A 23,479-nucleotide genomic window follows, 5' to 3' on the forward strand; every position below is an offset into this window, starting at 1 on the left:
TCCCCAGTCGAAAATCACCTCCAGCTATGGTTTGTTAATCGGCTGCCTCGATTGTGAATTTCAGGCGGATTGAAGCGCGACCCCAAAAAGGCCATGCTTTGCCCGGAAAGATCGAGTCTACGTCGATCCCGCTGACGCGGAGATGGCGCCTGGCTGAAAGGGATACGATGCAGCAAGGACGTGCGCGCTGGCTGACAAGGCTGGCAATTGTGACGGGCATGGCGATTTCGGCTTTGCCGGCCTATGCCAAGCAATCCACCGAACCGGTCAAGATCTCGTCGTTCTCGGGCGCCTATCTGGCAGCCCGGATCGCCGAAGGCGACAACGACCTCGACAGCGCCATCGCTTACTACAAGCAGGCCCTGGCCTTCGATCCGAGCGACACCGGCCTGCAGCAGAGCCTGATGCTGTCGCTGATCGCGCAAGGCCGCTTCGACGAATCCCTGGTCTATGCCGACAAGCTCAAGGAAGTGCCCGATGTCGAGCGCTTCTCGCGCCTGGCGCTGGCCGTCGATTCTTTCCACAAGAAGGATTTCACCAAGGCACAGTACTGGCTGAAGCTGTCACTGGAATCCGACCTTGACCGGCTGATCTCCGGCGTGATGTCCGGCTGGGCCGAACAGGGTGCTGGCCAAGCCGGCGACGCGATGGCTTCGATCGACAAGCTTCAGGGCCCGGACTGGTTCGGCCTGTTCAAATCCTTCCACCGCGCCCTGATCGCCGATGCCTCCAACATGCCCGAAAAGGCCGAGGCGATCTACGCCGCGACGATGCAGGATACCGCCGCCGGCGGTGCCGCGCCCGAAACCTGGATGCGCAACGCGCAGGCTTATGCTTCGTTCCTGGCCCGCAAGGGCGACAAGGCCAAGGCGATCTCGGTGCTCGACCAGGCCGAGGCGTTTTCGCCGGGTAAGCTCGAAATCGTCGCCTTGCGCGACAGGATCAGCAAGGGCGACAAGATCGCGCCCTTCGTTTCCGGTCCGTCCGACGGTGCTTCCGAAATCCTGCTCGACCTCGCCACCGCGCTCAACCGGGGCGGCGGCGAGCCGTTCGTTCGCCTTTACCTGCAATATGCGCTCGCCCTGCGGCCCGACAGCGACGCGGCTCTCGTGCAACTCGCCGCCGTCGCCGAGCAACTGAAGGACGGCGAGGGTGCCATAGCGCTCTATCGGCGGATTCCCGATTCTTCGCCGCTGAAGGAGCTTTCGGACCTGCAGCTTGGCCTCAACCTTGCCGATCTCGACCGCCATGACGAGGCGATCACTCATCTGAAGGCCTTCGTCGAGGCTCATCCCAACGACATGCGCGCCTATCTGGCGCTTGGCGGGGTCTATTCCTCGAAGGAGGATTTCCGCTCGGCCGCCAACCTCTACGACAAGGCCGTCGAGGCGCTGAAGACGCCGACCGCTGCCAACTGGAACATCTTCTACCAGCGCGGTATCGCCTATGAGCGGCTGAAGGAATGGCCGAAGGCCGAACCGAATTTCCGCAAGGCGCTGGAATTGCAGCCGGACCAGCCGCAGGTGCTGAACTATCTCGGCTATTCCTGGGTCGACATGAACACCAACCTGAAGGAAGGCCTGGCGATGATCCAGAAGGCCGTCGACCTCAGACCGAGCGACGGTTACATCGTGGATTCCCTGGGCTGGGCCTATTTCCGCCTCGGCCGCTTCGATGACGCGGTGCGCGAGATGGAACGCGCCGTATCGCTGAAGCCGGAAGATCCGGTTCTCAACGACCATCTCGGCGACGCCTACTGGCGCGTCGGCCGCAAGCTGGAAGCCACCTTCCAGTGGAATCAGGCCCGCGACCTCAAGCCCGATCCCGACGTGCTGGCCACCTTGCAGCAGAAGCTGATGAAGGGCCTGCCGCCGATCGAATCCAACACGGCGCAGGAGACACCCAAGGTCAAGCCCGAGCCGGTGCCTGTCCCGAAGGGCTGAGATCGGATGTTTGAATGCGAACGGGGCTGCTTTAGGAGCCCCGCTTTCGTTTCCAGTCTAGGGCTGTTGAGATTCAGGTCAGGCCGGCATCACCTGAATATCAGCAGACCCTAGAATAGCCTCCGGTAGACGACGAAGCCGGAGCGCTCGCCGACCTTGTCGTAGAGCTTCATCGCGGTCTGGTTGGTTTCGTGCGTCAGCCAATACACCCGTCCGGAGCCGGCGGCCTGCGCCCGCCCATAGACGCCTTCGATCAGCGCCCGGCCTATGCCTTTGCCACGCGAAGCCTCCGTGGTGAAAAGATCCTGCAGATAACAGTTCGGGGCGATCGCCGTCGTGCTGCGGTGAAAGAGATAGTGCACAAGGCCGAGGAGCTTTCCCTCGCTTTCGGCCACCAGCGCATGGACCGGTTCATAGGCATCGAAGAAGCGCGACCATGTCATCGCCGTGATTTCGCTCGCCAGCGCCGTCTCGCCGTAGCGGCCATAAAATGCGTTGTAGCCGTCCCACAGCGGCAGCCACCGATCGAAATCCTGTCGCGTGACCAGGCGGACGATGATGGAACTCGGCATGGCTGGACCTATCGTCGTTGATGTGGACTGTAGGAACGAACAGACCTCAGGCCCCCGAGGTCGGCAATGGGCCAGCCCTCGGCAAACCTTCAACACCGCGCGGCATACCCATGGAGGCTCGCATCCGGCGTGCCCTTGCTTGACGCTTCGCCGCCGTGTCTCTAGGACGTGCCGGCAAGAGCGTGATCCCGAAAAGTGGATACCGGAAAAGATCATGCTCGAGGATAGGCTCTAGCCTTTGCTGTCGAGGCCACCCGTGACGATTGAAATCCCTGCCCATATGCACCCCAGCCGCTCGTTCCAGGGGCTGATCCTGACCTTGCACAATTACTGGGCGGCCTATGGGTGCGTCATCCTCCAGCCCTACGACATGGAGGTCGGCGCCGGCACGTTTCATCCGGCAACGACGCTGCGCGCGCTCGGTCCAAAGCGCTGGAACGCCGCCTATGTCCAGCCCTCGCGCCGCCCCAAGGATGGCCGCTATGGCGAGAATCCGAACCGGCTGCAGCATTATTACCAGTACCAGGTGATCCTGAAGCCGAACCCGCCGAACCTGCAGGAACTCTATCTCGGCTCGCTGGCGGCGATCGGCGTCGATCCGCTGCTGCATGACATCCGCTTTGTCGAGGACGACTGGGAAAGCCCGACGCTCGGCGCCTGGGGACTTGGCTGGGAATGCTGGTGCGATGGCATGGAAGTCTCGCAGTTCACCTATTTCCAGCAGGTCTGCGGCATCGAATGCGCGCCGGTGGCGGGCGAACTGACCTACGGGCTGGAGCGGCTGGCCATGTATGTTCAGGGCGTCGACAATGTCTACGACCTCAACTTCAACGGCCGTGAGGGTGCCGACAAGGTGACCTATGGCGACGTCTTCCTGCAGGCCGAGCAGGAATATTCGCGCCACAATTTCGAATACGCCAACACGGCGATGCTGCTCAGGCATTTCGAAGACGCCGAGGCCGAGTGCAAGGCACTGCTCGAGGCCGGAGCGCCGGCGTCGAACGACAATCTGCCGATGCACAAGATGGTCTTTCCGGCCTACGACCAGTGCATCAAGGCCAGCCATGTCTTCAACCTGCTCGACGCGCGCGGCGTGATCTCGGTCACCGAGCGGCAGAGCTACATCCTGCGGGTGCGCAATCTGGCGAAGGCCTGCGGCGAGGCGTTTTTGAAGACGCAGGCGGGTGGATTGGCTGCCTGAGCTTCAGGCAGACCTCATCGTTTCGAGGGAAGCGTTGATCGGTGACAGGATCTGGCCGCTCGGGCCAGCCATTGTCCGCAATGCCTGCCGAACACCCGGCATCGAGAAGGCGCCATGGACCTGCGCGGTGAAGCAGGCGCTGAGCGCGAGAATCTGCAGAAGTCTGGATGCCGTTTTCATGGTCGTTCAGCCAATAGTTCCCTGCCTGAGCGTGGGTCGCTTCAGCGCTGCGTTCGGTTCATGGAAATCTTTGATCCAAGGACGGACTGGGGTGCCGCGTCCCGACAGGGCAGCCAAAATTTCCGGAAAGGGTGACAGCGGCCAGCCGAGTTGCTATGCCCCGCCCGGACCACTCTCCCGCATGAGCTGACCCTATGCCCGACCTGCTTCTAGAACTTCGCTCCGAGGAAATCCCCGCCCGCATGCAGCGCAAGGCGGCGGGTGATCTCAAGAAGATGCTGACCGACGGTCTGGTCGAGGCGGGGCTGACCTATGAGGCGGCGCGCGAATACTGGACGCCGCGGCGCCTGACGCTCGACATCAGGGGCCTGACGGCGCGCTCGAAGGACATCCGCGAAGAGATCAAGGGACCATCGACGACGGCGCCCGAGCAGGCGGTCCAGGGGTTCCTGCGCAAGGCGGGGCTGTCCTCGGTCGCCGAGGCGCATGTCCATTCCGACCCGAAGAAGGGCGACTTCTATGTCGCCCACATTTCGAAGCCGGGCAGGGCGGCCGAAGAGATCATCGCGGAACTGGTCCCGGGCATTATTCGCAATTTCCCCTGGCCGAAATCGATGCGCTGGGGGCCCGCCTCGGCCAAGCCAGGCTCGCTGCGCTGGGTGCGGCCGCTGCAATCGATCCTGTGCACCTTCGGCCCGGAAACCGAGGAGCCGGTCGTGGTCGATTTCGAGATCGACGGCATCCGCTCCGGCAACATCACCTACGGCCACCGCTTTCTGGCGCCGGGCGAAATCACCGTACGCCGGTTCGACGATTATGTGAGCAAGCTGGAAGCGGCAAAGGTAGTGCTCGACGCCGACCGGCGCAAGGAGATCATCCTTGCCGACGCCCGCAACCTCGCTTTCGCCAATGGGCTCGATTTGGTCGAGGATGAAGGGCTGTTGGAGGAAGTGTCCGGTCTCGTCGAATGGCCTGTCGTGCTGATGGGCGAGTTCGAAGAGGATTTCCTCGCCATTCCGGCCGAGGTGATCCGGCTGACCATCCGCGCCAACCAGAAGTGCTTTGTCACGCGCCCGCAAGGTGAAGGCGAAGCGCTGTCCAACCGCTTCATCCTCACCGCCAACATCGAGGCCAGGGACGGTGGCAAGGAGATCGCGCACGGCAACGGCAAGGTGGTGCGCGCCCGCCTCTCCGACGCGCTCTATTTCTGGACGACCGACCAGGGCGATCTGCCTGATCTGGGCCGGCTCGAAGCCTCGGCGAAAAAGTTTGACCTCGACCTGAAAAAGCCGCTCGACCAGCGCATGGCCCGGCTCGACCATCTCAATGTGACGTTCCACGCCAAGCTCGGCACACAAGGCGAGCGGGTGGAGCGGATCAGGCGGCTCGCCGAAGAACTGGCGCCGACCGTCGGTGCTGACCCGGCTCTCGCCGCTCGCGCGGCGGTTCTCGCCAAGGCCGATCTCACCACTGAAGTCGTCGGCGAATTCCCCGAATTGCAGGGCGCCATGGGCCGCAAATATGCGCTGCTCCAAGGCGAGCACCCGTCCGTGGCCGCGGCCATCGAGGAACATTACAAGCCGCAAGGCCCGTCCGACTACGTGCCGAGCGATCCGGTGTCGGTCGCCGTCGCGCTTGCCGACAAGCTCGATACGCTGGTCGGCTTCTGGGCCATCGACGAAAAGCCAACGGGGTCGAAGGACCCGTATGCTCTGCGTCGTGCGGCGCTGGGCGTGGTGAGGACCATTCTGGAAAACAAGCTCAAGCTTTCGCTGGGCGTTGCCATTGCGGCCGCGGTCTCGTCGGCCCTCGCTGTATACAAACAAAAAGGCGAGGGCGCAGACAGCCGTGGCGTGGTCGCGATGCTCGATTCCCGCATTCGCGATTACAAGGGGACAAGCCAGCTGTTGTCGGAAGCAGGCCTGATTTCCAACTTGTTGAAAGGCGGGCTGGCCAACGCAAGTGCAGAAACTTTTGGCTCCGCCGATCAGGAGCGAGAGTTCTTCGATGGCCAGCGTCTGATGGAGCTGAATACATCGCCGTCGCCATTCATCGCCGACCTCGTTGCCTTCTTCCACGACCGCCTGAAAGTCTACCTCCGCGACCAGGGCGCCCGACACGACCTCATTGACGCCGTCATCACCCCACAGTCCGACGATCTCTTGCAGATCGTCCGCCGCGTCGAAGCGCTCGGCTCCTTCCTCGACACCGAGGACGGCAAGAACCTGCTTGCCGGCACCAAGCGCGCGGCCAACATCCTGGCCGCCGAGGAGAAGAAGAAAACGGCTGTCGCCGAAACCGTTGAGCCGGCTCTGTTCAAGGAGAATGCCGAGAAATTGCTGTTTTCGGCGGTGAATCAGGCCGAGAAGCAAGCCGGCGAAGCGATTCAAAACGAAGACTTTTCCGCCGCCATGCTGGCGCTTAGCGCGTTGCGCGAACCCGTTGATTCATTCTTTGAGCATGTTCTCGTGAATGATGAGGACTTGTCCGTACGTGCCAATCGTCTGGCGCTGCTCGCTCGCATCCGTGCGGCCACCGGTCAGGTCGCGGACTTCGCGAAAATCGCCGGCTGAGTAGCATGATCCAAAAAAGTTGGTGCCGGTTTTCTCGGACAAACGGTTTTCGTTTGTCCGGCGATCATGCTCAGATAAAAAGGCCGCAGGCCTGAGAAAAATAATATCTGCGAGCCGGCCGTTCGAGCCGGCTTACAGTCATATGACGATGATCTCTCCGTGGCAAAAGGGACATGTTCCCCAACCCAACGGAGGCTTCCATGAATTCCGATCACGACATCGAAGTGACTGAAGAAACCTCGGCCGCCGCCGAGGCGCTTGAATCCGCTTCCGAAACCGTCCTCGACCATGCCGGTGCGACGGCGGTCGATGCCGCCGATCACTCTGACGACGAGGAGGATGGCGACGAAGAAGAAGGCGACGACGAAGACGAAGACGGCGAAGAGTCTGACGAAGACGGCGCTGAAGCCGCCAAGCTCTCGGGCGATGACGACGAAGACGAGGACGACGCCGACGACGCCGTGAAGGCCGAAGGCGACGAAGAATCCGAAGACAGCGCGTCAGAGGAAGACGAGGACGACAAGGAAGAAGCGGCCTGAGATTTCAATCCGGCTCTGTCGAGAAGAAGGGCGGCGCATCGGCGCCGCCCCTTTTTATCCGTCTTCCCGGGCGCTTGTCAGTTCTCCAGGATGCTGACGCGCACGCTGTCCTCGTAGACGTCGACCTGGATCAGCGGTTCGCCATTGACGATGGCGCGCTTGGTCGACGAACTCATCGCGCCGGGACGTTCCAGCATGCGCTGCAGATCGGCGCGCTGGTCGTTGGTCCTGAACCAGGCATCACCCTCATCGTCGCTGTCGCGGCGATGGAATTTGTGCCAGTTGGCGCGGTCCTGCCGCACCATCTGCGCGGCGCTGTCCAGCGCATAGCCGTCGCTCGCCTGATGATCCCGATCGGAAATGCGCGCGACATAGGACCCCAGCATGTCATCGGCTTGCGCTGTACCGGCGCCCAGCAGCGATGCCAGCAGAAGCCCGGCCACGGTAACGGTCTTGGATAGTCTCATGATCAACCCCCTTTGAAACGACGAAGCTCGTCTGCCAGAGCCACCCCTTTTCCTGAATCGCTTGACCAAATTCAGGCGGCGGCTTCGAGCAGCCAGATATGCCGGCACGAACTCGCGCGACAATGGTGCGCAGGGCACCATCAAGCTGTCAACGAGCTGACTAGTCCAGCAATTCGTGGCCGCTACTTGACCTTGCCGACCCCGGGAACGGGCTTCGGTGCGGCTGCCGGTGCGGCCGGCTTCCTCTGCGTGCCCGACGCCGGAGCCGCCGAGGCGGTCGCCTGGGCCGGGGCAGGAGCCGCGGCGGTGGTCGCGGCTGGTGCCTTGGCTTGCGTCGGCGTCGAGAAATCGCCGCCGACGATGCCGCCGCGGATGATCATCGGGCTTGGCATGAAGCCGTGCCCTGCCTCGGGCGCGTTGGGGATCGCCGCCACCTTCTCATAAGTGACGTCGGGCTCGCCGAGCGCGACGACGGACACCACATCGCTTGCCTTGATATCAGCCGCCTTCAGCACCAGGATGGAGGGCGTCGCGGCCGGGGCGGCGGGAAAGACCAGGGACGAGGCCTGAGCTCCGCTGGCCATCGTGGCCAGAGTTATTCCCAGCAATACGCGCACAGACACTGATATAGCTCCCCTTGCCCAGAAGCTGCTCAATAGCAGGCCGGAATTGATGCCGGCTTTCGCACAAACATAGCATTTTAGGGATTGATAAATCGCCAAGACCCTCTCTTGCCGAACAGCCGGCTTGCCCAACAGCCGCCATCGTACTACGCAGCCGGCATCTGCGAGGTGACGAGAGTGGCTGAGATACTTGCCGTCGGCGAGGCGTTGGAGCGGGCGCTGGCTTTGCTTGAGGGCGGCGATGTCGTCGCCATCCCGACGGAAACCGTCTACGGGCTTGCCGGCGATGCCACCAACGGCATCGGCGTGGCGCGCATCTTCGAGGCCAAGGGGCGGCCGCGCTTCAATCCGCTGATTGCCCATGTCGCCGACATGGCCATGGCCGAGCGCATCGCCCTGTTCGATCCGCTGTCGAAGAAACTCGCGCAGGCGTTCTGGCCGGGTCCACTGACGCTGGTGCTGCCGCAGCGGCCTGGCAACGGCATCCATCCGCTGGTCACGGCCGGGCTCGACACGATCGCCTTGCGCATGCCGAGGGGCTTTGGCGGCAACCTGATCGCAAAGCTCGGCCGGCCGCTTGCCGCGCCCAGCGCCAATTCTTCCGGCAGGATCAGCGCGACGACGGCACAAGCGGTGGCGGCCGATCTCGGCGCCCGCATCAAGCTGGTCGTCGATGGCGGCGCGACGCCGGTCGGGCTGGAATCGACCATCGTCAAGGCCGAAGGGGCAGGAGTGCGCCTACTCCGGCCCGGCGGCATTGCCGCCGAGGAGATCGAGGCGGCCATCGGCATGGAGCTGTTGCGCGGTGGAGGGGCGGGCATCGAGGCGCCAGGCATGCTCGCCTCGCACTATGCGCCAGGTGCTGCCATGCGGCTCAATGCCGGAATGGTCGGCGAGGGCGAAGCGTTGCTCGGCTTCGGCGGCAACCGGGCCGAAGGCTGGCGCAATGCTACAGCCTTCCTCAACCTGTCCGTATCAGGGGACCTGCGCGAGGCGGCGAGCAATCTTTTCGCCTATATGCAGGCACTCGATCGCAGCGGCGCGCGTACCATCGCTGTGGAGACGATTCCCTTCGGTGGGCTCGGCGAGGCCATCAACGACCGGCTCTCGCGTGCAGCCGCCCCCCGGTGACAACGCACACCCCACAACATAGTTTTGCCGCATGACCGAAATTTTGCAAAAACTCGATCCCGCTCTCATCGACCGCTTTGCGGCGATCGTCGGTGACAAATACGCGCTGCGCGATGAGCAGGACATCGCGCCCTATCTTATCGAGCGGCGCGGGCTCTGGCATGGCGCGACGTCGCTGGTGCTGCGGCCGGGCAGTGTCGACGAGGTCAGCCGCATCATGAGGCTAGCGACCGAGACCGGAACGCCGGTCGTGCCGCAAAGCGGCAACACCGGGCTGGTCGGCGCCCAGGTGCCCGACAGATCCGGTCGCGAGATCATCCTGTCGCTGTCGCGGCTGAACCGCATCCGCGAGATCGACGTCCTGTCCAACACAGTGACGGCGGAGGCCGGCGTCATTCTGCAGACGCTGCAGGAAGCGGCCGACGCCGCCGACCGGCTGTTTCCGCTGTCGCTCGCCGCGCAAGGCTCCTGCCAGATCGGCGGCAACCTTTCCTCCAACGCCGGCGGCACCGGCGTGCTTGCCTACGGCAATGCGCGCGAACTCTGCCTCGGTGTCGAAGTGGTGCTGCCGACAGGCGAGGTCTTCGACGATCTGCGCAAGCTGAAGAAGGACAACACCGGCTACGATTTGAAGGACCTGTTCGTCGGTGCCGAAGGCACGCTCGGCGTCATCACCGCCGCCGTGCTGAAGCTGTTCCCGAAGCCGAAGGGGCGTGAGGTCGCGTTCGCCGGCCTGTCGTCTGCCGAAGCGGCACTGTCGCTGTTCAGCCTGGCGATGGACCGCGCCGGCGCTTCGCTCACCGCCTTCGAATTGATCGGTAAGAGACCTTACGATTTCACACTCAGGCATGGTCAAGGTGTCGTGCGGCCGCTGGCCGACGACTGGCCCTGGTATGTCTTGATGCAGGTTTCCTCCGGCCGCTCGGAAGCCGATGGCCGGGAACTGATCGAGGAGGTGCTGGCGGATGGTCTCGAGCAAGGCATCGTTGGCGATGCGGTGGTCGCGGCCAGCCTTGCCCAGGGCGACGCTTTCTGGAATTTCCGCGAGACGCTGCCCGAGTGCCAGAAGCCGGAGGGTGCCTCGATCAAGCACGATATTTCGGTGCCGATCGCATCGATCCCGCGCTTCATCGAAGAGGCGGCCGGCGCGGTGGCGTCGGTCAGCGCCGGCGCCCGCGTGGTCTGCTTCGGCCACATGGGCGACGGCAATCTTCACTATAACATCTCGCGGCCCGTCGATGGCGACGACGAGGCGTTTCTCGCCCTCTACCATCCTATGAACAAGGCGGTGCACGATGTCGTGCGCTCCTTCCACGGTTCGATCTCGGCCGAGCACGGCATCGGCCAGTTGAAGCGCGACGAACTGATCGCCACGGCGCCGCCGATGGCCATCGATCTGATGCGCCGGGTAAAGGCTGCCTTTGATCCCGCCGGCATCATGAATCCCGGTAAGGTTATCTGATCCTTTCAACATCTTGTGGCCGGTGGCATTCCGATAACCATCCCTGAGATCAGCAAAATTTAACCGACTTTCTTAAGCGCGGCGGTAAGGAGCCCGCGCTACTGTTTCCCCATAACGAGGCCGGGAAAACTGGCCCGGAGAGAACCGGACACCGGCTCTCAGGAGACAGACAGGAAGGCACTCTATGAACACCGGACTGAAGCCAGTCTGGGCGGGACGCAACATGCGCCTCGACCCATTCCGACTGCCCCAGATGGTCAGCTACGCCACGCGCGACGATTATGGCGACGTGACGTTCACCATCGACCACCGTGGCGCCGTGATCCGCCGCATGCTCGAGATGAGCGGCTTACCGGCGATCATCGCCCTGCCGGCCAATGCGTTCCGCGGCGTCGCCGCCCGCGCGATGGAGGATCCGGAAGGCAATGTCACGGTGACCCTGGAACTCCTGCACAATGATCCGATGCTGTCGGTGCCGCTGCTGGTGGCCGACGATCTCGACGATGTCGCCGCCGACTGGCGCGCCTGGGCCGATGCCTACCGCCTGCCGATGCTGTTGATCGAATCGGACGGCGTCGCCCGCACCCTGGAAGAATCGCTCGGCGCCGCCATCAAGACGCTGCCGCCGCAGGATCGCCGCAAGGGCCGCGTTTCCAACACGCGCCGCCCGCGCTTCCTTGCCCGCCGCAGGGCCGGCAACCTCGGTCTCAGGCTGGTCATCGACGGCCAGGAGATCATTTCACGCGACTAGCCTTCTTCTCCCCGTCACTATACGGGGCGAAGTGCCCGGCAGGGCGATGAGGGGCAGCGCCGACCTGAGTGTTTGGTCACTACCTTAAGACTTAGTTGAGTTGTGTCGCCGCTGAACCTCTCACCTTGAAGGTTGGCGCTGCCCCTCATCCGGCTGCCGCCACCTTCTCCCCGTATAGTGACGGCGAGAAGGAAGACTACACCAGCGGCTTCAGCGCCACCCACAATGCGCCGCCGATCAGGCCGAGGAAGATCAGCCAGCCGACCTGGTTGTTCGACCGGAACAGCCGCAGGCATTGGTCCGGATCGTTGATATCCAGAACCGCGATCTGCCGCGCCATGTGGGCGCCGGCGGCGATCAGTCCGGCGAGCGCTACAACGGGCGCCTGCGCCGAGGCGAAGGCGATGGCGAAGCAGATCAGGGTGCCGCCATAAAGCCCGGCCAGCCATGCCTTGGTGTTGTCGCCGAACAGCCGCGCCGTCGAGCGCACGCCGACAATGGCATCGTCTTCCTTGTCCTGGTGCGCATAGATCGTGTCGTAGCCGATCACCCACAGGATCGAGCCGATATAGAGCATGATGGCGGGGCCATCGAGATCGCCGAACTCGACCGCCCATCCCATCAGCGCGCCCCAGGAAAAGGCAAGGCCGAGAAACAATTGCGGCCAGTTGGTTATCCGCTTCATGAATGGATAGATAGCGACGATCACCAGCGAGCAGATGCCGAGCAGGATGGCGAAGCTGTTGAACTGCAGAAGCACGGCAAGGCCGACCAGGGCCTGCAGGACAAGAAACAGCCAGGCCCGACGGCGTGTGGTCTGCCCCGATGGCAGCGGACGCGAGCGGGTGCGTTCGACCTGGTTGTCGATGCCTTCGTCGACGATGTCGTTATAGGTGCAGCCGGCGCCGCGCATGGCGATGGCGCCGACCAGGAACAGCACGAGATACAATGGCGCCGGCAGCAGCGAGAGCAGCGGGTCGCCGGGGCGGGGATAGGCGCTTGCCGCGAGCGCCGCCGACCACCAGCACGGCCACAAAAGCAATTGCCAGCCGATCGGCCTGTCCCATCGCGCGAGCTGCGCATAGGGCCAAACCGCGCGCGGCAGCACGCGATAGACCCAATGTCCGTTCGGTGCATCGGCAACACGGCCTTGGGCCGCTTTCGACTGGATAGGTTCCATGTCCATGGAGTGGCAGCAGCCGCGGAAACCGTCAAGCGGCAAGCGGGCGAGGGACGGCCGCCAACCCGTCACGACGCGAAGATGTCGCGCGTGGAAAACCAGGCCTTCGCCGTCTCGACAAATGCCAGTGCCGCGTTCGACACGCGCTGATGCGTGTCATAGGTGAGGATGATGCGTTGCATCGGCAGAGGATCCGACAGCGGCTTGCAGATCAGGGGCAGTCCATCATAGCTGCGGTCGCCGTGCGGGCGGGTGTAGCTGACGGCGACGCCAAATCCGTTCGCTACCATGCTGCGCTGGAGTTCGAACGAGCTTGTCGCCCTGTCGGCCACCGGCGAGAGGCCACGGCCACGGAACAGGTCGAGCATGTGCTGCCAGCTGTGCGGCTGGTCCGTCGTGATCAGCGGATAGGCCGTCAGATCCGCCAGGCTGACCTCGGGATAGTCCACCAGCGCATGACCTGCCGGCAGCAATGCATGCGGCCGCAGCTCGTGCAGCAGGATGCGGGCGAAATGCGCGGGCAGGCCAAGATCATAGCTGAGGCCGAGATCGATGGCGGCATCCGTCAGACGCCGCCCGAGCGTCTCGAACGTTTCGTCGCGAACGATCACCGTGACGTCTGGATGGCGTTCGGAAAAAGCGCGGATCAGACCCGGCGCGAAATAGGGCGCCAGATCCTCGAAACATCCAAGCACCAACTCGCCGCCGACGGCCGAATTGCCCGCCCCCAGGCTCATCAGTTCGTCGGTCTCGGCAAGAACCTGTTTTGCCTTGGCCACGACGACGCGGCCGAAGGAGGTCAGCGAGACGCCGCTGCCGCGCTGGCGCACGAACAGTTTTTGCCCGAAATCCTTTTCGATCGCGTCGATCGCCACCGAAATCGAGGGCTGCGAAATGTTCAACGCCCTGGCCGCGCCGGTGACGCTGCCGTGGCGGGCGACAGCGACCAGATAACGCAATTGGGTGAGGCTGATTCTCATAGTCTGATTCTATGTATCAGATGAGAAGTTATTATTTTACTGAATGAATGCGGGTTGCGATAGTCGTCCCGATCCTGAAAGGAGGACACCATGGCTCCCCAGACTGCTGCCCGCGCCATCGACACCAGCCTGATCGATGCGGAGACGATTGCCGACTACCAGCGTGACGGCGCGGTTTGTATCCGCGGCGCGTTCAAGGGCTGGGTCGACACGATTGCCGCCGGCATCGAGCGCAACATGCAAAACCGCAGCGCCACCGCGTCCGACATCGCCAATGGCCGCGGCAGTTTCTTCGACGATTACTGCAACTGGGAGCGCATTCCCGAATTCGTCGAGTTGGTGCGGAAGTCGCCGGCCGCCGAACTGGCGGCGGCGGTGATGCAGTCGCGCACCGCGCAGTTCTTCCACGATCACGTTCTGGTCAAGGAGCCCGGCACGCAGAAGCCGACGCCCTGGCATCAGGATATCCCCTATTACTTCGTCGATGGCCAGCAGACGGTCAGCTTCTGGATCCCCATCGATCCGGTGAAGGAGGCAACGCTGCGCCTGATCGCCGGCTCGCACAAATGGGACAAGATGATCCTGCCCGTGCGCTGGCTCGACGACAGCAATTTTTATGCCGGCGAAGGCGACTATTTGCCGGTGCCGGATCCCGACAACGACCCGTCGATGAAAGTGCTCGAATGGGAGATGGAGCCGGGCGACGCCATCCTGTTCCACTTCCGCACCGCGCATGGCGCGCGCGGCAATCTAACCGCGGCGCGGCGCCGGGCGCTGTCGCTGCGCTGGGTCGGCGACGATGCCCACTATGTCGAGCGGCCGGGTCGTACCTCGCCGCCCTATCACGGCCATGGCATGCGGCCGGGGCAGAAATTGCGCGAAGACTGGTTCCCGGTGGTCTTTCCCGGCTGAAGCGGGCCAGAATATGGGCGCCGGAATTCGGCGCCCATATTCGGCCGGGGATAACGTTCCCGTGCGCAATTCGGATCAAAACACCCTGATGCCTTGACCCGTCGCCCGGAGAGCAATAGCGGGTGCTCTCCAGGGTTAGCATCAAGAGGTGGCCATGAACGTTCTTCTTCTGGGCTCCGGCGGCCGCGAACATGCGCTTGCCTGGAAGATCGCCGCCTCGCCGCTGCTGACCAAGCTTTACGCGGCCCCCGGTAATCCCGGCATCGGCGCTGAGGCCGAACTGGTGAAGATGGATATCACCGACCACGCCGCTGTCGCCTCCTTCTGCCGGGAGAAGAAGATCGACCTCGTCGTCGTCGGTCCGGAAGGGCCGCTTGTCGCCGGTATCGCGGACGATTTGCGCGCCGAAAACATCCGCGTCTTCGGGCCTTCGAAGGCCGCCGCGCGGCTGGAAGGCTCCAAGGGTTTCACCAAGGACCTCTGCGCCCGATACGACATCCCCACCGCCGCCTATGGCCGTTTCAACGATCTGGCCTCGGCCAAGGCCTATGTCGAAAAGACGGGTGCGCCGATCGTCATCAAGGCCGATGGGCTCGCCGCCGGCAAGGGTGTCACGGTCGCCATGACGCTGGACGAGGCGCGGGCGGCCCTCGATGCCTGCTTCGAGGGCTCCTTCGGCGCAGCCGGTGCGGAGGTGGTGGTCGAGGAATTCATGACCGGCGAGGAGGCGAGCTTCTTCTGCCTCTGCGACGGCACGACCGCGCTGCCTTTCGGCACGGCACAGGACCACAAGCGTGTCGGCGACGGCGATGTCGGCCCCAACACCGGCGGTATGGGCGCCTATTCCCCGGCGCCGGTGATGACGCCGGAAATGATTGAGCGCACCATGCGCGAGATCATCGAGCCGACGATGCGCGGCATGGCCGAGCTTGGCGCGCCCTTCGCCGGCATTCTCTTTGCCGGGCTGATGATATCAGACAAGGGGCCGAAGCTGATCGAATACAATACCCGCTTCGGCGATCCGGAATGCCAGGTGCTGATGATGCGGCTCAAGGACGACCTGCTGGTGCTGCTCAACGCCGCCGTCGACGGTCAGCTGGCGCACACGTCCATACGCTGGCGCGATGAGGCAGCACTCACCGTAGTGATGGCGGCGCGGGGCTATCCCGGCACGCCGGAAAAAGGCTCGGTCATCCGCGGCGTCGGGGAAGCGGCGGGCGAAGGCGTCCAGATCTTCCATGCCGGCACCGCCATCAACGGCGGCGCGCTGGTCGCCAATGGCGGCCGCGTCCTCAATGTCACCGCCACCGGCGCCACGGTCGGCGAGGCGCAGAAGCGGGCCTATGCCGCGCTCGACCGGATCGATTGGCCGGACGGATTTTGCCGCCGCGACATCGGCTGGCAGGCCGTGGCGCGCGAGCGGGCGAGCTGAGATTTCGGAGCGGCGGCCTACGGCTGACCGCGATCGATTTCGGTCGAACCGGTGCTCACGGGGTCGGCCGCGGCAAGGGCGGCGTCCAACTGCTCGGGTGAGCGTTGCCCGGTCCGCTTCCAGGCGACATATTGCACGATGCCGAAGCCCGGCCTGCGCGGCACCGTCTTCACAACGGGCATGCGGAACCCGTCGCGGAATTTGGACCAGCGCGAACCGAGCACCGCGACCATTTCCTCGAAGGTCGGCGGCGTTGCCACATCCGCATAGATGAGGGTGGTCTTGCCGGCGAGCGCTGCTTCGCGCGACAGCGGCACCGGCACGCTGGCAAGATAGTCGGATGGCACGTCGATGAGCCCGCCAAAGGGCCATCGCTGGCGCAGCATGGCGGCATCCGCCGGCACGACGTTGACGTCGATGTCATTGGGCGTGCCGGCCACCCTGTAGGGGCAGCGGAAGCGGCCGCAATTGGCTTGCGCGGAAAATTGCCAGAGCGCGTAGCCCTGCCAGTTGCCCATCGGAAAATGCACGTCGATATCAGGCTTGTAGCGTGCGTACCAAAGCGGCAGCCGCGACAAGAGCCGGTACTTGTAGCGGTTGTCGGCGATGTACTGCGCGGTCTTGCCGTTGGTGTAGAGTACCGGGAAGCGGCCGATGCGCCGATGCACCTGGCGCACGAACTCCTCCGCATCGTCGAGCGACATCCATTGCGAGGGATCGATGCCCTCGATGTCGAGCGCCATGAGATCGTCCGGTGCCGGATCGGCGAAATCGAGGAAATTATTGGCCTGCTCGACCGGATTGCCGGGGCGGGCGAGATGATAGGCGCCCCATTTCAGTCCCAGCGCTTTGGCCACGACCCGGCGCGTCTGAAACAGTTCGCGCGTCACCGCATGGCGTTTCCACAGCGCCTTGCAGAGCTTCACGTCGGTGTCGCTGCCGAAACAAAAATAGGGCGGCGGCATGCCGTCCGACGCCTTGTTGATGAAGGCGGCGATGCGCTTGTCGGTGGCCAACTGCGCCCAGTCGATGGAATTGTATTCGTAGGCGTCGATCACCAGCGCGCGGTCGGCGTTCTTCCACGGCTCGGAGAAATCCGAAGCCTTTGACGCCGATATCAGCGCCATCATCGCCGCAAGAGCGATCGCTGAGCGGCGAAGAAGGTGCGCCGGCGTTTTCAAACAGGGGGTCCCCGTTGATCAAACACCGATGGTGAACCGCTATGGTTAAGGAAATGCTTCTCGATGCAGAGGCCGTTGGGAAGCTAGCGCCGGCTGAAGGGCTGAAATTCAAACGGATCGGGCGCGGGCTCCTGCTGCAGCGTGCCTTCGGCGGCGCGCTTGCGGTGGTGGGCAAGAGAACATTGCGGCGAGCACAATATGCCGCGATCCGACCAGTAGGCCGCACCGTGCTCCAACTGGCCGCCATGATGCCAAAACCCTGTCGCTCGGTAAGGCAAGCCGCATTCGATGCAGCGATAGGCGTCGGGTCTGGCGAGCATGGGCTTGTTCCGGTCGGCTGGTTCTGGTCTGTCGCCGGTCGGCTTGATGCGGCGCCTATCGAATTTAATACAGGCCGGCGCGATTGCAAAATCCACGTGACAAAGTTTGACGTTTACGTAAAAAGAAACGGGGAGACCGCCCAAAGGCGGATGGTTTTGCAGCCGCGCCGGCTCTAGGATTGGCGAGGCCGGTGCATCAGGAGGATCGAGCGGCATGTATCGGGCACCGGTCGAGGATATCGCGTTCACGCTGAAGCATGTTGCCGGCATGAAATCCGCCCTTGATGCCGGCAGGTTCGGCGATCTCGGCGAGGACCTGGTCGACGCCGTCCTTGGCGAGGCCGGCCGTTTCGCCACCGAGGAGGTGGCACCGCTCTACAAGATCGGCGACGAGCAGGGTGCGGTGCTTAGGGATGCCGCCGTCACCATGCCGCGCGGCTGGAAGGAGCTTTATCGCCGCTGGATCGATGGCGGCTGGAACGCATTGTCGGGGCCGGAAGAGTATGGCGGCCAGGCGCTGCCGACCATGCTGGGCGTCGCCGCGCTCGAAATGTGGAACTCGGCCGCCATGGCCTTCGGCATCGGCCCGACGCTGACCATGGGCGCGGTCGAAGCGCTCGACAAGCACGCTTCCGAAGCGCTCAAGGCGAAATATCTCGAAAGGCTCGTCTCCGGCGAATGGATGGGCACGATGAACCTGACCGAGCCTCAGGCGGGCTCCGATCTCGCCGCCTTGCGCGCCCGCGCCGAGCCCGCTGGCGACGGCACCTACCGCATCTTCGGCCAGAAGATCTTCATCACCTATGGCGAGCACGATTTCACCGACAACATCATCCATCTGGTGCTGGCTCGGCTGCCCGATGCGCCCGCCGGCACACGCGGCATCTCGCTGTTCCTGGTGCCGAAATTTTTCGTCAACGATGATGGCTCGCTTGGCACCCGCAACGACGTCTTCTGTTCCGGCCTCGAGCACAAGCTCGGCATCCATGCTTCGCCGACCTGCACCATGATTTATGGCGACGGTTTCCAGGGCGCCGGACCCGGCGCCATCGGCTGGCTGATCGGCGAGGAAAACAAGGGTCTCGCCTGCATGTTCACCATGATGAACAATGCCCGCCTGGCCGTCGGCATGCAGGGTGTCGCGGTCGCGGAAGCCGCCACCCAGAAGGCGATCGCCTATGCCAATGAGCGCCGCCAGGGCAAGGCGGCGGATTATGCCGGCGCCGGCATGGCGCCGATCGTCCATCACCCCGACGTGCAGCGCAATCTCCTGACCATGAAGGCGCTGACGCAGACGGCGCGGGCGATCAGTTATTCCTGCGCCCACGCCATCGATATGGCGCGCGTCTCGGATGGTGATCAGGCTGCGCATTGGCGTGATCGCGCCAACCTGCTCACGCCGCTGGCCAAGGCGTTTTCGACCGATGTCGGCGTCGAGGTGGCCTCGCTCGGCGTGCAGGTGCATGGCGGCATGGGCTTCATCGAGGAAACCGGTGCAGCAGCCTTCTACCGCGACGCGCGCATCGCGCCGATCTACGAGGGCACCAACGGCATCCAGGCGATCGATCTGGTCACCCGCAAGCTGCCGCTCGGCGGCGGCGAACATGTGCATGGCTTCATCGGCGAACTGGCCGCCGTCGCCAACGCCGTGCGGACCTCAAACCTGCAAGGTTTCGGCCGCACCGCCGATGCTCTCGACGCAGCCCTTAGCGACCTGACGCAAGCGACGCGCTTCCTGCAGAAACCGTCGGCCGACGGCCGGATGGAAGAGGTGCTGGCGGGAGCGACGCCGTATCTCAGGCTGATCTCGCTTGCCGCCGGCGGCGCCTATCTGGCGCGCGGCGCTCTTGCCGATCAGGATCGCATCGCCCTGTGCCGCTTCTTCGCCGAAAACCTGCTCGGCGAGGCACGCGCCTTGAAGGAGCGTGTCATCGACGGCGCGGAGAGCCTCGCTGCCGCCGGCAAGGCGCTGATATCAGCTTGAATTCTCTTAGCGCTCACCAGGGAAGAAGACCGTGACAGACCATATCCTCGTCGAGCGCCAGGGCGCCATCCAGATCATCCGCATGAACCGCCCGGACAAGAAGAACGCGCTGACGCGTCCCATGTACGCAAAGATGTCGGCGGCGCTTGCCGAGGGTGACGCCGATCCGGCGATCCGCGTCCATGTCTTCCTCGGCGTGCCCGGCGCCTTCTCCTCCGGCAACGATCTTGCCGATTTCATGGTTGTCGCCACCGGCGGTGACGGCGGCACGGAAGTCTGGGATTTCCTGATGGCGCTGGCCAGGGTCGAAAAACCCATCGTCTCCGGCGTCGACGGCATCGCGGTCGGCATCGGCACGACGATCAACCTGCATTGCGACCTGACCTTCGCCACGCCGCGCACCGTCTTCAGGACGCCTTTCGTCGATCTTGGCCTGGTGCCCGAGGCTGGCTCCAGTTTGCTGGCGCCACGCATCCTTGGTCAGCAAGGCGCTTTCGCGCTGCTCGGCCTAGGCGAAGGTTTTTCCGCCGAGCGCGCGAAGGCCGCCGGCTTGATCTACGATGTGGTCGAGGAGGCCGCGCTGGAGGCCTCGGTCCTTGCGGCCGCCAGCCAGATCGCCACTAAGCCGCCGCAGGCGCTGAAGATCGCGCGCGATCTCATGCGCGGCTCGCGCGACGACCTCGTTGCCCGCATCGGCGAGGAAAGCCAGCATTTTCGCGAGCGGCTGAAGTCGGATGAGGCGCGCGCCGCGCTCACCGCGTTCATGACCAGGAAGAAGAGCTGAGGCCTTGCCCTTTCAGGGATAGAGCCGCGTCTTGTCCCAATCGCCTTGGGCGTTGCGGGTAAAGACCACCCGGTCATGCAGCCGGAATGGACGGTCGTGCCAGAACTCGATCGTCTTCGGCACGATGCGGAAACCCGACCAGTGCTTCGGGCGCGGAATCTCGCCGATGGCGTAGCGCGCCGTGTATTCGGCGACAGCTTTCTCCAGTGCGAAGCGGCTTTCCAGCGGCCGTGACTGCTTCGACGCCCAGGCGCCGATGCGGCTGCCGCGTGGGCGCGTCGCGTAGTAGGCGTCGGCCTCGGCATCGCTGACGATCTCCACCGGGCCGCGAATGCGCACCTGGCGGCGCAGCGATTTCCAGTGGAAACACATCGCCGCCTTCATGCTGCCAAGAATCTCCTTGCCCTTCGCACTCTCGAAATTCGTGTAGAAAACAAAGCCGCCTTCATCGAACCCCTTCAGCAGCACCATCCGCACATCCGGCATGCCTTCGGCGTCGACGGTCGCCAGCGCCACGCCGTTGGCATCGTTGATTTCGCTCTTGGTGGCGTCGTCAAGCCATGCGGCAAAGAGGCGAAACGGCTCGGCCGCTTCGGTAAAGTCACTGGTTGTTAACTCTGTGTCACTCATAGTTTTTCTCAAATTGTCACGAAATCAGGGAGGTTGCCGATTGTCGCGTATCGCGCAAGCTTTTGACAGCAGGCAATGGAGCGTTATCGCTTCGGCCAGCGCGAAAGCGGCGATCGTGGCGGCCGCCTTGCCGCTTGCCGCCTGCGGCGCGGGTGGCTTCAGCCTGGAAAAAGCCGAAGTCGACCGCTCGATCCTGACCAGCAGCACGCAGCCTCAATCGGCGCCTGCCGATTCGGATCGCGACTCCGACCAGACGACGATCGGCAATGCGGTGTCCTCCGCCGACATCGAGCAGCTCGGTGGCCAGGCCGTGCCGTGGGCCAATGCCGGCACCGGTTCACGCGGCTCCATCACCGAACTCGCGGAATTGAAGGACCGGGGCCAGACCTGCCGCCGCTTCAAGGCTTCGCGCGAAAGCTTTGACGGCGTTGCCATGTTCGAGGGCGAGCTCTGCCTGGCCAGCGCCGGCGGCTGGCGCATGCAGGGCTTCAAGGCGCTCTGAGCCTGATCCGAAAATCGATCGGGTCGGCTTGGCGGGTCTTTTCGCCGCCCAGCGCGTCGTCGATCTTGCCGATATCCCGATATCGGCTGCGATCGGCTCCTTCCGGATCGGCAAAAATCCCTCGCCAAGCCTCAGCCGCCGACTTTCGGATCAGGCTCTGATTTTCCGCCTTCAATATGGCCACCCGCTACTGGAATTTCTTCCTATCCGAGCGCATATAGGGGGCAAGTATGGACTCAACTCATTTCCAGGGCAGGAAGCATGCGCGACCCGTATGAGGTCCTGGGCGTTGCAAAGAACGCATCGGCCAAGGACATAAAATCGGCGTACCGGAAACTCGCCAAGAAACATCATCCGGACCAGAATCCGAATGATCCCAAGGCGAAGGACCGTTTTGCCGCGGCCAATCAGGCCTATGAGATCGTCGGCGACGAGAAGAACCGTGCCGCTTTCGATCGTGGGGAGATCGACGCCGACGGCAAGCCGCGCTTCCAGGGTTTTGAGGGCGCCGCCGGTGGCGGCGACCCCTTTGCCGGGTTTCGCCGCCAGCAAGGCGCCGGCGGTTCGCGATTCGAATTCCGTTCGGGGCGCCCGGGCGGTGATCCGTTCGACGGCAACAGCGATATTTTCAGCCAGATCTTCGGCGACGCCTTTTCCGGCGCGCGCGGTGCCGGCATGGGCGACCGCCGCCAGCCGGCGACGGCGGCTGATCTGAACGTCACGCTCGACGTCACCATCGAGGAAGCGGCGACCGCCGAAAAGGTGACGGCGATGTTCCCGGATGGCCGCAAGGTGGCGGTCAAACTGCCGGCCTTTGTCGAGGATGGCCAGACCATCCGGCTGAAGGGGCAGGGCGAGCAGGGGCCGGGCCAGCCCGGCGACGCGCTGGTCAAGATCCATATCCGCCGGCATCCGCGCTACCGCATCGAGGGCCGCGACCTGCATGCCGATCTGCCGGTGTCGCTGACGGATGCGGTGCTCGGCGCCAAGGTGCCGGTCGAGACGCCGACCGGCAGGCTGGCGGTCAACGTCCCCGCCTGGTCGAGCTCGGACAAGGTCCTGCGGCTCAAGGGCAGGGGCCTGCCGGAAAAGGCCGGCGGCCACGGCGATCTCTACGCGCATGTCCGCATCATGCTGCCGGAGGGCGGCGACAGCGCTCTCGAAGCGTTGCTGCGTGGTCGAAAAGGCTGATCCAGCGCTCTTGTCCCCCGAACTGTCCGGTTTGAGCGCTTGAAGGGGCTGTGTGCCTGTGCGATAGGCACTCCACAAAGCACAAACCTTGCGGAGAGCGCTCACATGGCGGGTGGACAGGGCCTGATGGCCGGCAAGCGCGGCCTTATTCTTGGCGTCGCGAACAACAGGTCGATTGCCTACGGCATCGCCAAGGCATGCGTCGACCACGGCGCCGAGATCGCGCTGACCTATCAGGGCGAGGCGTTCAAGAAGCGTGTCGAGCCGTTGGCGGCGGAACTGGGCGCCTTTGTCGCCGGCCATTGCGACGTCACCGATCCGGCGAGCCTCGACGAGGTTTTCGCCAATGTCGCCAAGCATTGGGGCAAGCTCGACTTCCTTGTCCATGCCATCGCCTTCTCCGACAAGGACGAGCTGACCGGCCGCTATGTCGAGACGACGCGCGACAATTTCCTGCGCACCATGGACATTTCGGTGTTCTCCTTCACGACCATCGCCAAGCGCGCCGAGGCGCTGATGATCGAGGGCGGTTCACTGCTCACGCTGACCTACTACGGCGCCGAGAAGGTGATGCCGCACTACAACGTCATGGGCGTCGCCAAGGCCGCGCTCGAAGCCAGCGTGCGTTACCTTGCCGTCGATCTCGGCGGCAAGAAGATCCGCGTCAACGCGATCTCGGCCGGCCCGATCAAGACGCTGGCCGCCTCGGGCATAGGCGACTTCCGCTACATACTGAAGTGGAACGAATACAATTCGCCGCTGAAGCAGACGGTCACGCAGGAGGAGGTCGGCGATTCCGGCGTCTATTTCCTGTCCGACCTGTCGCGTGGCGTCACCGGTGAGGTGCACCATGTCGATTCCGGCTATCACGTGGTGGGCATGAAGGCGGTCGACGCGCCTGATATTTCGACGGTCAAGGAATAACGCCCTCCGCCCATCCT

23 protein-coding genes are annotated in these 23,479 nt (G+C 63.8%); 14 read left to right on the plus strand and 9 right to left on the minus strand.

The genetic code is table 11. The annotated features are described in order from the left end of the window. Nucleotides 1-167: 167 nt before the first annotated feature. Nucleotides 168-1,943, plus strand: coding sequence for a tetratricopeptide repeat protein (locus AB4Z43_RS18100; protein ID WP_027046608.1), 1,776 nt, complete (start codon nt 168-170; stop codon nt 1,941-1,943). A 110-nt stretch (nt 1,944-2,053) separates the two neighbouring features. On the opposite strand, the gene AB4Z43_RS18105 is transcribed toward AB4Z43_RS18100, so the two are convergent. Further along, nucleotides 2,054-2,515 (minus strand): GNAT family N-acetyltransferase, encoded by a 462-nt coding sequence (locus tag AB4Z43_RS18105; RefSeq protein WP_038645357.1) that lies wholly within the window; start codon nt 2,513-2,515, stop codon nt 2,054-2,056. A 256-nt stretch (nt 2,516-2,771) separates the two neighbouring features. Between AB4Z43_RS18105 and AB4Z43_RS18110 the strand changes: the two genes are divergently transcribed. Continuing rightward, a complete protein-coding gene (locus AB4Z43_RS18110; RefSeq protein ID WP_038645360.1) occupies nt 2,772-3,716 on the plus strand; it encodes a glycine--tRNA ligase subunit alpha in 945 nt (314 codons plus the stop codon). Between the two features lie 3 nt (nt 3,717-3,719). On the opposite strand, the gene AB4Z43_RS18115 is transcribed toward AB4Z43_RS18110, so the two are convergent. Further along, nucleotides 3,720-3,896, minus strand: coding sequence for a hypothetical protein (locus AB4Z43_RS18115; RefSeq protein ID WP_019856943.1), 177 nt, complete (start codon nt 3,894-3,896; stop codon nt 3,720-3,722). Nucleotides 3,897-4,090: 194 nt separating this feature from the next. On the opposite strand from AB4Z43_RS18115, the gene glyS reads away from it, so the two are divergent. Then, entirely contained in the window at nt 4,091-6,469 is a 2,379-nt protein-coding gene (gene glyS / locus AB4Z43_RS18120) for a glycine--tRNA ligase subunit beta (protein ID WP_441938649.1), read from the plus strand. Between the two features lie 200 nt (nt 6,470-6,669). Beyond that, the gene (locus AB4Z43_RS18125) at nt 6,670-7,008 is read left to right on the plus strand and encodes a hypothetical protein (protein ID WP_038645364.1); all 339 of its coding nucleotides are present in this window, start codon (nt 6,670-6,672) and stop codon (nt 7,006-7,008) included. Between the two features lie 77 nt (nt 7,009-7,085). Here the strand turns inward: AB4Z43_RS18125 and AB4Z43_RS18130 are convergent, their stop codons facing one another. Together AB4Z43_RS18130 and AB4Z43_RS18135 are read right to left on the minus strand one after the other, a co-directional pair. After that, nucleotides 7,086-7,475 (minus strand): hypothetical protein, encoded by a 390-nt coding sequence (locus AB4Z43_RS18130; RefSeq protein WP_027046609.1) that lies wholly within the window; start codon nt 7,473-7,475, stop codon nt 7,086-7,088. Between the two features lie 182 nt (nt 7,476-7,657). Beyond that, nucleotides 7,658-8,059: a hypothetical protein gene (locus tag AB4Z43_RS18135; RefSeq protein ID WP_441938650.1), complete on the minus strand. Its 402-nt coding sequence runs from the start codon at nt 8,057-8,059 to the stop codon at nt 7,658-7,660. Nucleotides 8,060-8,275: 216 nt separating this feature from the next. Here AB4Z43_RS18135 and AB4Z43_RS18140 point away from each other — a divergent pair, with 216 nt between their 5' ends. The 3 genes from AB4Z43_RS18140 (at nt 8,276) to AB4Z43_RS18150 (ending at nt 11,442) form a co-directional block, all read left to right on the plus strand. Beyond that, nucleotides 8,276-9,229 (plus strand): L-threonylcarbamoyladenylate synthase, encoded by a 954-nt coding sequence (locus AB4Z43_RS18140; protein WP_038645368.1) that lies wholly within the window; start codon nt 8,276-8,278, stop codon nt 9,227-9,229. Nucleotides 9,230-9,260: 31 nt separating this feature from the next. Then, on the plus strand, nt 9,261-10,691 hold the full coding sequence (locus AB4Z43_RS18145) for an FAD-binding oxidoreductase (RefSeq protein ID WP_069091662.1): 1,431 nt from the start codon (nt 9,261-9,263) through the stop codon (nt 10,689-10,691). Nucleotides 10,692-10,875: 184 nt separating this feature from the next. Next, nucleotides 10,876-11,442, plus strand: a complete 567-nt coding sequence (locus tag AB4Z43_RS18150) for a DUF6101 family protein (protein WP_019856949.1) — start codon at nt 10,876-10,878, stop codon at nt 11,440-11,442. Nucleotides 11,443-11,638: 196 nt separating this feature from the next. Here the strand turns inward: AB4Z43_RS18150 and ubiA are convergent, their stop codons facing one another. Both ubiA and AB4Z43_RS18160 read right to left on the minus strand, forming a co-directional pair. Then, entirely contained in the window at nt 11,639-12,622 is a 984-nt protein-coding gene (gene ubiA / locus AB4Z43_RS18155; protein ID WP_027046612.1) for a 4-hydroxybenzoate octaprenyltransferase, read from the minus strand. Between the two features lie 68 nt (nt 12,623-12,690). Further along, a complete protein-coding gene (locus tag AB4Z43_RS18160) occupies nt 12,691-13,602 on the minus strand; it encodes a LysR family transcriptional regulator (RefSeq protein WP_441938651.1) in 912 nt (303 codons plus the stop codon). Between the two features lie 90 nt (nt 13,603-13,692). Here AB4Z43_RS18160 and AB4Z43_RS18165 point away from each other — a divergent pair, with 90 nt between their 5' ends. Together AB4Z43_RS18165 and purD are read left to right on the plus strand one after the other, a co-directional pair. Then, complete coding sequence (locus AB4Z43_RS18165; protein WP_441938652.1) at nt 13,693-14,514, plus strand: phytanoyl-CoA dioxygenase family protein; 822 nt, start codon at nt 13,693-13,695, stop codon at nt 14,512-14,514. A gap of 154 nt (nt 14,515-14,668) precedes the next feature. Beyond that, entirely contained in the window at nt 14,669-15,946 is a 1,278-nt protein-coding gene (purD, locus tag AB4Z43_RS18170) for a phosphoribosylamine--glycine ligase (protein ID WP_019856953.1), read from the plus strand. Between the two features lie 17 nt (nt 15,947-15,963). Here the strand turns inward: purD and AB4Z43_RS18175 are convergent, their stop codons facing one another. Together AB4Z43_RS18175 and AB4Z43_RS18180 are read right to left on the minus strand one after the other, a co-directional pair. Then, nucleotides 15,964-17,076, minus strand: coding sequence for a glycoside hydrolase family 25 protein (locus AB4Z43_RS18175; RefSeq protein ID WP_441938744.1), 1,113 nt, complete (start codon nt 17,074-17,076; stop codon nt 15,964-15,966). A 134-nt stretch (nt 17,077-17,210) separates the two neighbouring features. Further along, the gene (locus AB4Z43_RS18180; protein WP_064983566.1) at nt 17,211-17,447 is read right to left on the minus strand and encodes a hypothetical protein; all 237 of its coding nucleotides are present in this window, start codon (nt 17,445-17,447) and stop codon (nt 17,211-17,213) included. Between the two features lie 214 nt (nt 17,448-17,661). On the opposite strand from AB4Z43_RS18180, the gene AB4Z43_RS18185 reads away from it, so the two are divergent. After that, nucleotides 17,662-19,431, plus strand: a complete 1,770-nt coding sequence (locus AB4Z43_RS18185) for an acyl-CoA dehydrogenase (protein ID WP_441938653.1) — start codon at nt 17,662-17,664, stop codon at nt 19,429-19,431. A 31-nt stretch (nt 19,432-19,462) separates the two neighbouring features. After that, nucleotides 19,463-20,215, plus strand: a complete 753-nt coding sequence (locus AB4Z43_RS18190; RefSeq protein WP_441938654.1) for a crotonase/enoyl-CoA hydratase family protein — start codon at nt 19,463-19,465, stop codon at nt 20,213-20,215. A 12-nt stretch (nt 20,216-20,227) separates the two neighbouring features. Here the strand turns inward: AB4Z43_RS18190 and pdxH are convergent, their stop codons facing one another. Continuing rightward, the gene (gene pdxH, locus AB4Z43_RS18195) at nt 20,228-20,845 is read right to left on the minus strand and encodes a pyridoxamine 5'-phosphate oxidase (RefSeq protein WP_441938655.1); all 618 of its coding nucleotides are present in this window, start codon (nt 20,843-20,845) and stop codon (nt 20,228-20,230) included. A 40-nt stretch (nt 20,846-20,885) separates the two neighbouring features. On the opposite strand from pdxH, the gene AB4Z43_RS18200 reads away from it, so the two are divergent. The 3 genes from AB4Z43_RS18200 to fabI all read left to right on the plus strand — a co-directional run bounded on the left by AB4Z43_RS18200 (nt 20,886) and on the right by fabI (nt 23,462). Continuing rightward, entirely contained in the window at nt 20,886-21,347 is a 462-nt protein-coding gene (locus tag AB4Z43_RS18200) for an RT0821/Lpp0805 family surface protein (protein ID WP_027046613.1), read from the plus strand. 261 nt (nt 21,348-21,608) lie between these two features. Further along, complete coding sequence (locus tag AB4Z43_RS18205) at nt 21,609-22,538, plus strand: DnaJ C-terminal domain-containing protein (protein WP_441938656.1); 930 nt, start codon at nt 21,609-21,611, stop codon at nt 22,536-22,538. 105 nt (nt 22,539-22,643) lie between these two features. After that, entirely contained in the window at nt 22,644-23,462 is an 819-nt protein-coding gene (gene fabI, locus AB4Z43_RS18210; RefSeq protein ID WP_441938657.1) for an enoyl-ACP reductase FabI, read from the plus strand. Nucleotides 23,463-23,479: the final 17 nt, after the last annotated feature.

It is taken from the genome of Mesorhizobium sp. 2RAF45 (assembly GCF_052115225.1).
GTDB lineage: Bacteria > Pseudomonadota > Alphaproteobacteria > Rhizobiales > Rhizobiaceae > Mesorhizobium > Mesorhizobium jarvisii.